The sequence below is a fragment of the Nocardiopsis halotolerans DSM 44410 genome (genome assembly GCF_000341065.1).
Classification (GTDB): domain Bacteria; phylum Actinomycetota; class Actinomycetes; order Streptosporangiales; family Streptosporangiaceae; genus Nocardiopsis; species Nocardiopsis halotolerans.
Map to the genome: position 1 here is coordinate 1 of NZ_ANAX01000324.1, position 9,799 is coordinate 9,799.

Here is a 9,799-nt window from a genome sequence, read left to right on the forward strand (position 1 = left end):
GCAGGTTGACGTGGTGGTAGATCTGGCCGGTGGTGCCGAAGTCGGAGCGTTCGGCCAGTTCGGCGACGGTGCGGGTGCCGTTCCAGACGGCGTGCAGCAGCTGGAGCCGGACGGGGTTGCCCAGCGCGTCCAGGCTCGCGGCCCGGCGGGACCAGTCCTCTCCCTCCAGGCGCTCGACCGGCAGCCCCTGCTGCCNNNNCTCCAGCGCGTTCTCGCCCTCCTCCTCTCCGCGCCGGACGATCCCCGCGAAGACCACGGCGCCGCGCCCGGTGACGTGTTCCCGCAGGGCGTTGAGCGCGAAGAACACGTCCTCACGCGCCTCCACCGCGGGTTCCTTCTCCGCGTGTCCGCGCCCGGCGGCGCCCTCCAGCGCGGCGACCCGCGCCTCCAGGTCGGCCAGTCGTTCCTCGGTCGTTCTCTCCACCACGCCTCCACTGTACATGTTTTCCGTAATTACGTAATCCCGTCACTCCATGGGCGTGCCGGGAGTTTTGCCCTATCCGGAGGAACCGGTGGGGTGTCGGTGACCGGTTGGATCCGATGATGAAGGTAAGGCGCGCGGATCCGCGATCCGCGAGGGACACCCGAGCGGCCGTTCCCACGTCCCGGACCGCGCAGAGGCCCCCGGGGACGGCCGGGAAGGATCCGGACATGCGAACGCAGACAGCCAAGGGGTGGCAGTTCTTCACCGCGACGCTGCTGATCGTCATCGGGGCGATCAACATCATCCAGGCCCTGGTGGCGCTCTACACTCCCGGCTTCTACGCCGCCACGGCCGCGGACGTGCTCCTGATGGGCTACGGGGCCTGGAGCGTCCTGCTCGGTGTGGGGGGCGTGGCCATGATCGTGGCCGGTCTGACCCTGCTCTCCAACAGTGCCGGGGCCAGGACCGTCGCCCTCGTGCTCGCCGCGGCCAGCATCATCGCCCAGGTGGCCTTCGTCGCGGCGTTGCCGGTGTGGTCGGCGGTGGTCATCGCCCTGAGCATCGTGGCGATCTACGGGCTGACCGCGGGCTGGCCGGACCGGGAGCGCCCCGAGGACCACGAGGCCGTCTACCGCAGCGGGTACCGGGCCTCCCACGCCGCGCCCCAGCAGGCGCAGTCACCGGAGGGAGCGACCGAACCCCGGCAGAGCACGGGACCGCAGCAGACCAGCGGACAGGGTTACTGAGGGCCCCGAGGACCCCTCCCGGGCCGCTCCCGTTCCCCAGGACGGGAGCGGTTTCGCGCGTACGCGCCTCCCGGTGCGCCGGGTGGCCCACCGTGCGGACTCCTGGTCAGCGGGTCCGCCGGTCAGTCGTCGTACAGCCCCGCCAGGGTGTCGGCGTAGCGGTCGCGGATGGCCCGCCGCCGGAGCTTGAGCGAGGGGGTCAGCTCACCGGTGTCGGGGCCCCACTCGCCGGGGAGCAACCGGTGGCGTCTGACCCGCTCGGCGCGGCTGAACCGGGCGTTGGCCGCCCCGACCGCGCGCTCCACCTCCGCGGCCACCTCCGGGTGGGCGACCAGCGCCTCCCAGTCACCATCGGTGTCGATGCCCCGGGAGGCCGCCCACACCGGAAGCGTCTCGCGGTCGGGCACGAGCAGCGCCACCAGGTAGGGCCTGCGGTCGCCGTGGACGTAGGCCTGGCCGACGACCGGGTGCTCCTTGAGGGCGTTCTCCACCAGGGCGGGCGAGACGTTCTTGCCCTGGGAGGTGATGATGAGTTCCTTCTTGCGGTCGGTGATCCACAGGTACCCGTCCTCGTCGAGGCGCCCGACATCCCCGGTGGCGAACCACCCCTCGGCGTCGGTGGCCGGGCGCACCGTCCCGTCGGGCCGGAGGTAGCCGCCGAAGACCGACTCCCCCCTCAGCCAGACCTCGCCGTCGTCGGCGATCCGCACCCGCACGCTGCTGATGGGGCGGCCGACCGAACCCAGCCGGAACCCGGTGACGGGGCTGTTGACGGTGGCCACGCCCACGGACTCGGTGAGGCCCCAGGCGTCCATGATCACGACGCCGAACCCGGCCCAGAACCGCACCACGTCCAGCGGCATGGGCGCGGAGGCGCTGGAGGCCCAGGTGACCCGGTCCAGGCCGACCCCCGCGAGGAGGGGCGCGAGGACCTCGTCGCGGGCCCGGTCGAAGCGCTCCCGGAGCCCGGCGGGCACCTCCTCGCCGCGCTCGCGGTGGGCCGCGTGTTCGGTGGCCACGGACATGGCCGCCTCCACGGCAGCGCGCCGTTCCTCGGGCAGGCGGCCGAGCCCGGCCCGCAGGGTGGAGGCGAACTTCTCCCACACGCGGGGAACGCCGAAGAACTGGGGCGGGCGCACGTGCCGCAGGACCTCCGGAAGGTCCCGGAGGTCGGCGCACATCCACACGTGCGAGGCGCGGAAGACCGGCAGGTAGAGGCCGAGCACGCGTTCGGCGATGTGGGCCAGGGGCAGGTAGCAGACGTGGTCGGGCCGCTCGGGCAGGTCGACGGCCGCGTCCAGGGCGGTGGCGTTGGCCAGCACGTCGTGGTGGGTGATCGCCACGCCCTTGGGGTCCCCGGTGGTCCCGGAGGTGTAGACGACGGTGAGCAGGTCGCCGGGGGCGGGGGCTCGCCGGTGCACGGAGGCCGGGCCGTCCGCGTCGTTCACACCGCCAGCACCGCCTGGCACACCCGTGAGCGCCGCGTAGTCGGTGTGGCCGCGGTCGGGGTCGGCGCCGTCCACGACGACCAGCGTCGCGAGGGGCGTTCCGGGGGCGGAGAGGAGGTCCTCCCAGACGGCCGCGGTCCGAGGGTTCTCCACCACGGCGAACCGTGCGCGGCTGTGCCGGGCGATGTGGGCGACCTGCTCGGGGGCGGCGGTGCCGTAGACGGTGGTGGGGACGGCGCCCGCGTGGACGAGGGCGAGGTCGGACAGCCAGTGCTCGGGCCGGTTGCCCATCATCAGCAGGACGTGGTCGCCGGGTTCGACGCCGAGGGCGGCGTAGCCCTCGGCGAGATCGGCGACCCGGTCGCGCACCCGCGACCAGGTCAGGGTGGTCCAGTCGCCGGTGTCCGCCGCGCGCCAGGACAGCGCGGGCGCGTCGGGGTGCTCGACGGCGTTGCGGGCGAGCAGGTCCGGAAGGGTTCGGCCGGCGGGGAGGGTGGGGGGCATACGCGCTCCTGGATCCGGAATGCCGTACGCGGCCGACCGCCCGGAGGGCCGGGTCGCGACAGTCCCTACCCGGGAGCGGCCGACGCCATTCCGAATCAGGTTCGGTCGCCTGGTTCCGTGCGCGTCCGCTCGCGCTCGTGGTCCGGAGCGCGGCCCTCACCCCGCCGCGGACGGCGTGGTGGGTCGTGTACGCCCGCACGGCCGGGGCCAGCGCGGCGAGGGCCAGCCCTGACAACGGGTCGTCCGTCATCTCCGCCTCACCGCCGACCACCGGTCGTGGGTGGCACCGGGAAGCCGTGTCCCCGACCGGCGCGGACCCGGGGACCCGCACCGGCGGAAAGGGGGTCAGCGCTTGCGCGGGTGCAGGTGGCTGGTGACGGCCAGCCGGTTGTAGAGGTTCATCATCGCGGCGGCGGCGATGAGCGCGGACAGTTCCTGGTCGTCGAAGTGCTCGGCGGCGCCGTCGTAGACCTCGTCGGACACCCCGTGCTCGCCCAGGCGGGTGATCTCGTCGGTGAGCGCGAGGACGGCCCGTTCGGCGTCGCTGAAGATCGCCCCCGCCTCGTACCAGGCGGACACCAGGAAGAGCCGCTGCTGGGACTCGCCCGCCTCCAGGGCCTGCTGGGTGTGCAGGTCGATGCAGAACGAACAGCCGTTGAGCACCGAGGCGCGCAGTTTGACCAGTTCCAGCAGACCGGAATCCAGGTGCCCGGCGATGACCTTGTCGATCTCGTCCAGCTTCTTGTAGACCTCGGGAAGCTTCTTCGCCCAGACCACGCGTTCTTTCGCCACGGGAACCGCCCTCCTCGTCGAACACCTTCGCCGTCCCGGCCCGGGGGCCGGGGCTCCGGCGACAACGCTACCAACGCGTTCGCGCGTCACGAGGGCCGAGTACGGAAACGGACGGGGAAAGGCCGGGTCCGCCCGGTGACTCCCGCACCACCGAAAAACATCCGGCGCACGGAGGCGGAGAACTCACTTTTCCCTTTAGCCATTCTCTGTCACGAATGCTAGTTTTCCGATGGTCGAAGGAACACCTCCTCCGGAGAGGAACCGATGTCCACGGAACCGGCATCCGGCACCGACACGACGGGCGGACGGAGGGACGCGGCATCCCCGGAATCCGTGGGCGTCCTGGCCCGCCGGATCGCCACCAAGGCCGTTCCGCTCCACCTGTCCATGCTCGCGTCCATGGCGGGCACCATGGTCACCGCGGGGGTGCTCGGCAACGCCGGCACGGCGGAACTGGCGGCCTACGCCCTGGTCGTCGCGGTGTTCAACCCGGTGCTGATGGTGGTCCAGGGGGCGCTGCGCGGGTCGACGCCCTTCGTGGCCGAGAACGGGGAGGATCCGGACGCGCTGGCCCCGGTGGTCCGCGACGGCCTCTGGCTCGCCCTGACCATGGGCGCGCTCGGCGGCGCCCTGGTGGCCACCGCGCCCCTGTGGGGACGGCTGATCGGGGTGCCCGACCCCACGTTGGCCGCGCTCGGCGCGTACCCGCTGTTCATGGGGGTGTACGTGGTCGTCGCGTCGGTGAAGGCCTCGGTCACCGTGCTGCTCGTCGGGCTCGGGAACAACCGCGCCGTCCTGGTGCTGAGCCTGGTCACGACCGCCCTCGCGGTGGTGCTCACCCCCGCGCTCGTCCTGGGCCCCGGTCCGCTGCCCGCGCTGGGGCTGGACGGCGCCGGGGTGGCGGTGCTGGTCGACGGAGGCCTCACGCTCTGCCTGGCCCTGTACGTCTCCCGCCGTGTGACCGTCCTCCGGGGACACCGGGTGGGACTCGGCGTCCCCCACTGGGCGGGCGTACGTGGGATCGCGCGGGTGGGCCTGCCCACCGGGGCCACCCTGTTGGTCAAGTTCGGCGCGATGGGCGTGCTGGCGCTGGCGGTGGCCCGGACGGGCCCGGCGGAGGCCGCCGCCCACCAGCTGCTCGTGNCGTGTTCGTGGCGGCCACGGCCACCGGTCAGTCCACCGTCCCCTTCGTCGCCCGCGCGGCGAAGAGGGGTGACCGGGCCGGGGCGCGGCGGTCGGTCCTGGCGGGTTACCTGGTCGCGCTGCCGGTGGTCGCGGCGAGCGGGGCGCTCGTGTGGGCCGCGTCCGGGACGGTCGTCGGCCTGTTCACCGACGACCCCGGGGTGGCGTCGGCGGTGACCGCGCTCCTGCCCGTGCTGCTGGTGGTGGTCGTGGCCGACGCCGCACAGGTGCTGCCCGGTATGGGGCTGCTGGGTATCAAGCGCCCCCGGGCGTCGATGTACGCGTTCGCGTTCTGCTACGGGCCGTTGGCGCTGGCCGCGGCGCCCGTCGCCGAGGCCGGCGGACTGCCCCTGCTGTGGGCGCTGTACGCGGTGGCGGTCTGCGGGCTGGTGGTGGGGCAGGGCCTGGCGTTCTGGCGGTCGTCCGCGCGGATCTGACCCCGTGGCGAGCTCGGAGGCGCGCCGCCGCGCGGGTGCGCCCCGGGGACTTCCGCACCACCGCGGACGTCGGTCGGATCCGCGTGCCGTCACCGTTCCCGGAAGGGGAGGATCGGCCGCGTCGCGGCCGATCCTCCCCACGACGGCTCAGCGGCCGGACACGGGCTCCAGGACGAAGACCGGGATCTCGCGGTCGGTCCTGGCCTGGTAGTCGGCGTAGTCGGGGAACGCCGCCACGGCGCGCTCCCACCACACCGCCTTCTCCTCGCCCGTGACCTCGCGGGCCGTCATGTCCTGCTTCACGGTGCCGTCCCGCAGCTCCACGTGGGGGTCGGCGAGGACGTTGAAGTACCAGACGGGGTGCTTGGGCGCGCCGCCGAGCGAGGCGACGGCGGCGTAGCGGCCCTCGTGCTCCACCCGCATCAGCGGCGTCTTGCGCAGCTTGCCGCTCTTGGCGCCACGTGTGGTGAGCAGGATGACGGGCATGCCGCGCAGGGTCATCCCCTCGGTTCCGCCGGACCGCTCGATCTGCTCGACCTGGTTGCGCACCCACTCCGTCGGACTCGGCTCGTACACGCCTTCGAGCGGCATGGAATCGTCTCCCTCGTCTTCTCGCGTCCCGCTGGCGGACACCACTGCCAACACCACTTCCCGCGGGCTTCATCCGTACCACGGTGGTGTCCGTCACGGAACGCACGGCCGCCGAACACGCCGGGATGCCCTCCGCCGGTCCCGTGCGCGCCCGCGCGCAGCCGCTCGACGAGCTGACGGCGGGGCACGGAGCGCCACGTCCCAGCGCCCATGCCGCCCACGACGACCAACGCGGTCATGGCGGGGGTGACGACGAGGCCGCCCGTCGGCCCACCGGCTCCCGAAGGACGGCCGACCCCGGGTGTGACTGGGTGCACTGAGTGCGTCGTTGCACCAAGTGCAAGGTGCCCGTAGTTTGGGAGCGTGGACCATCAGCACGAACCGACCTCACGCGATCGGCGTGAGGCACTGAAGTCACGCCACCGCCGCGCCATCGTCGACGCCGCCGCCGCGCTGATGACCGAACGCGGGGACACGGGCTTCACCGTCGACCAGCTCGCCGAACGGGCCGACGTCTCCCGCAGGACCGTGTTCAACCACTTCAGGTCCCTGGACGACATCGTCCTGGAGGTGTTCGGCGGGATGCTGGAGGCGATCGTCGACAGCATCGAGGCCAACCTCACCGCCGCCACCGGCGACCGCGCGGGGAACATGTTCGACGAGTTCGCCGAGGCGATACGTGAGACCGACCTGGTCACCCCGGTCACCCGGCTCAAGCGCTTCCTCAGGCAGAAGGGGAACGAACCGGCCCCGAGCCAGGCGGCGCTGTTCGAGCGGGCCATCAACGACGTGAGCGCCCGCCTGGCGTCGATCATGACGCGCCGCCATCCGCATGCCGACCCGCTCGTGGTCGACCTCATGTGCGGCGCGGTCATCAGCGGCGGCACGGTCATGGTCCAGCGCTGGGAGCAGATCACCGGAGGGGTCGACAGCGACGAGTCCCGCCGGGTCTGGGCCGGTCTGCTGGACCGCATGCTCGCCGTGAACCGTGACGGCTACGGAAACGTCGATCCCCACACCTCCTGAGCGCACCGCGCGCTCCCCCACCCACTTCGTTCACAGGAACCATGGCTGAATTTCTCTACAGACTCGGGCGTGCGTGCGCGCGCCGCGCCCGAACCGTCATCGCGGTCTGGCTGGCCCTCCTGGTGGCCTCCGGCGCCGCGTTCCTCCTCTTCTCGGGCGAGCTGAAGGACAGTTTCTCCATCCCCGGGACGCCCACCGACGAGGTGGAACAGCTCCTGTCGGAGGAGTTCTCGGGGATGGGCGGCGGTACGGGCACCGTCGTCTACCAGACCGAGGACGGCTCGGACTTCACCGGGCAACAGCGGGAGGCGATCGCCGACCGCGCCGAGGAGGCCGCCGAGGTCTCCGGCGTGGAGGACGTGATCGACCCGTTCGCCACGGAGCGCGAGCGCGCCGACCAGCGGCAGGAGTTGGAGGAGGGCCGCGAGGAACTGGAGGACGGCCTCGCGGAGCTCGAAGCCGGCCAGGAGGAGCTCGACGAGGGGCGCGCCCAGGCCGAGGCCGCCGGGATGCTCGACCAGGCCGAGGCCGGGCTCGACGCCGAACAGGCCGTGATCGACCAGAACCGCGAGGAGCTGGACGCGGGCCTGGCGGAGGTCGAACGGGGTGAGGCCATGCTGGAGATGGCCTCCGGTATCCGCTCGGTCTCCGAGGACGGCGACACCGCCCTGGTCCGCGTCGCCTTCACCGACAGCCAGACGGAGGTCTCCCAGGAGACCCGCGACGCCGTCATGGCGGTCTTCGAGAGCGACCCCGTGCCCGGCACCACCGTCGACTTCGGCAACGACATGGCCATGACCATGCCCTCCCTGGTCAGCACCGCCGAGGTGATCGGTGTGATCGTGGCCGGTGTGGTCCTGGTGGTCATGCTGGGCACCCTGGTGGGCGCGGGCCTGCCGATCCTGACGGCGCTCGTCGGTGTCGGTGTCGCCACCCTGGTCGCGATGTCGCTGTCCGGGGTGCTGGAGATGGCGTCGGTGACACCGATCCTGGGCCTGATGCTCGGCCTGGCCGTCGGTATCGACTACGCGCTGTTCATCATCAACCGGCACCGCCGCCAGCTCAGGCAGGGCGTCGACGTCAGCGCGTCCATCGGCCTGGCCAACGGGACCGCGGGCAACGCCGTGGTGTTCGCGGGAACGACCGTGCTCATCGCGCTGCTGGGCCTGAACCTGACCGGAATCGGGTTCCTGGGCCTCATGGGCAGCGTGGCCGCCGTCTCCATCGCCACCGCCGTGTTCATCGCGGTCACGCTCGTTCCGGCGCTGCTGTCGCTGCTGGGCACGCGTGTCCTGTCCCGCCGCGAGCGCGCCCGTCTCGCCGAGAGCACCTCCGCTCCCGGAGAGGGCGCGGGTCCGGCGGAGCGGACCCGGCCGATGTCGACCGGCCGTGCGCTGGTCCAGGCCGTCGTCGCCGTGATCGCCCTGGGCGTGGTCGCCCTGCCCGCCCTCGACCTGCGACTGGGCATGCCCGACGGCTCCTCGGAGCCCACCGACTCCACCCAGTACCGTGCCTTCACCGCCGTGGAGGAGAACTTCGGCGCGGGGCAGAACGGCACGCTCCTGGTCGTGTCCGGGCTCACCGGCGGACCGAACGAGGAGGCCGCGGAGCGCAACGCCGAGGAGGAGCAGGCGCTGGTCGCGGAGGAGCTCTACTCCCACGACGACGTGGCGGCGGTGGCCCCCATCGGCGTCTCCGAGGACCACACCCTGGCCATCTTCCAGGTCGTGCCCGTCGAGGGCCCGGCCAGCGCCTCCACCGAGGAGCTCGTGCACACCCTCCGTGACCTGGAGCCGATCGAGGGCACCGGACCGCTGGGGGTCGCGGGCATGGCCAGCGGCAACATCGACATCTCCGAGACCCTGAGCGACGCGCTGCCGACCTACCTCACGGTGGTCGTGGGCCTGTCCCTGGTGATCCTGTTGCTGGTGTTCCGGTCGATCCTCGTGCCGGTCGTGGCCACGCTCGGGTTCATCCTGTCCTTCTTCGCCTCGCTGGGCGGCGTGGTGGCCGTCTACCAGTGGGGGTGGTTGGGCGGCCTCTTCGGGCTGGAGAACACCGGGCCGGTGCTGAACTTCCTGCCCACGCTCCTGGCGGGGATCCTGTTCGGCCTGGCGATGGACTACATGCTCTTCATCGGCACGGGCATGCGCGAGGCCCACGTACACGGCTCGCCCTCACGGGTCGCCGTGGTCCAGGGCTTCCGGGCCGGCCGCGCGGTGGTCACCGCCGCGGCGATCATCATGATCTCGGTGTTCGGCGGATTCGTCTTCTCCCACAGCGTCATGATCAGCTCGATCGGTTTCGCGCTCGCCTTCGGTGTGCTCATCGACGCCTTCGTCGTGCGCATGGCGCTGGTCCCCGCGCTCATGCACCTGGCCGGGGACACGGCGTGGTGGCTGCCCAGGTGGCTCGACCGGATCCTGCCCGACATCGACGTGGAGGGCGCCTCCCTGGAGAGCCGCCACCCGCGTGAGCGGGCGGCCGGGAGCGGTGACGTGCCGCCCCCGGAGGACACGACCGCCGAGGACACGCGTTCCTCCTCCGACGGGGCCGCGGACCGGGTGTCCTCCGAGCGGATCTGAGGCACACGTGGTCCAAGGGGCCCGGGCGCGTGACCGCGCCCGGGCCCCGCGGCGTCGGCTCGCC

8 protein-coding genes and 1 pseudogene are annotated in these 9,799 nt (G+C 72.3%); 6 read left to right on the top strand and 3 right to left on the bottom strand.

Going from position 1 to position 9,799, the window contains the following annotated elements; genetic code table 11:
• Positions 1-651: 651 nt before the first annotated feature.
• A complete protein-coding gene (locus D455_RS0123505) occupies positions 652-1,170 on the top strand; it encodes a DUF7144 family membrane protein (protein ID WP_017573135.1) in 519 nt (172 codons plus the stop codon).
• Positions 1,171-1,292: 122 nt separating this feature from the next.
• Here the strand turns inward: D455_RS0123505 and D455_RS0123510 are convergent, their stop codons facing one another.
• Both D455_RS0123510 and D455_RS0123515 read right to left on the bottom strand, forming a co-directional pair.
• The gene (locus tag D455_RS0123510; protein WP_017573136.1) at positions 1,293-3,122 is read right to left on the bottom strand and encodes an AMP-dependent synthetase/ligase; all 1,830 of its coding nucleotides are present in this window, start codon (positions 3,120-3,122) and stop codon (positions 1,293-1,295) included.
• 345 nt (positions 3,123-3,467) lie between these two features.
• A complete protein-coding gene (locus D455_RS0123515; protein WP_026122913.1) occupies positions 3,468-3,914 on the bottom strand; it encodes a carboxymuconolactone decarboxylase family protein in 447 nt (148 codons plus the stop codon).
• Positions 3,915-4,325: 411 nt separating this feature from the next.
• On the opposite strand from D455_RS0123515, the pseudogene D455_RS35595 reads away from it, so the two are divergent.
• Together D455_RS35595 and D455_RS35600 are read left to right on the top strand one after the other, a co-directional pair.
• Positions 4,326-4,694: pseudogene (locus tag D455_RS35595) on the top strand (MATE family efflux transporter); the annotation flags it as partial.
• Positions 4,695-5,065: 371 nt separating this feature from the next.
• Positions 5,066-5,533: an MATE family efflux transporter gene (locus D455_RS35600; protein ID WP_241480347.1), complete on the top strand. Its 468-nt coding sequence runs from the start codon at positions 5,066-5,068 to the stop codon at positions 5,531-5,533.
• A 147-nt stretch (positions 5,534-5,680) separates the two neighbouring features.
• Here the strand turns inward: D455_RS35600 and D455_RS0123525 are convergent, their stop codons facing one another.
• The gene (locus D455_RS0123525) at positions 5,681-6,124 is read right to left on the bottom strand and encodes a nitroreductase family deazaflavin-dependent oxidoreductase (protein WP_017573139.1); all 444 of its coding nucleotides are present in this window, start codon (positions 6,122-6,124) and stop codon (positions 5,681-5,683) included.
• A gap of 86 nt (positions 6,125-6,210) precedes the next feature.
• Between D455_RS0123525 and D455_RS0123530 the strand changes: the two genes are divergently transcribed.
• From D455_RS0123530 to D455_RS0123540, 3 genes are read left to right on the top strand one after another with little or no spacing between them, the layout of a single operon-like run.
• Positions 6,211-6,444: a hypothetical protein gene (locus D455_RS0123530; protein ID WP_026122914.1), complete on the top strand. Its 234-nt coding sequence runs from the start codon at positions 6,211-6,213 to the stop codon at positions 6,442-6,444.
• Positions 6,445-6,487: 43 nt separating this feature from the next.
• Positions 6,488-7,150, top strand: coding sequence for a TetR/AcrR family transcriptional regulator (locus D455_RS0123535; protein ID WP_017573140.1), 663 nt, complete (start codon positions 6,488-6,490; stop codon positions 7,148-7,150).
• 41 nt (positions 7,151-7,191) lie between these two features.
• Positions 7,192-9,735, top strand: coding sequence for an MMPL family transporter (locus D455_RS0123540; protein WP_017573141.1), 2,544 nt, complete (start codon positions 7,192-7,194; stop codon positions 9,733-9,735).
• Positions 9,736-9,799 lie beyond the last annotated feature (64 nt).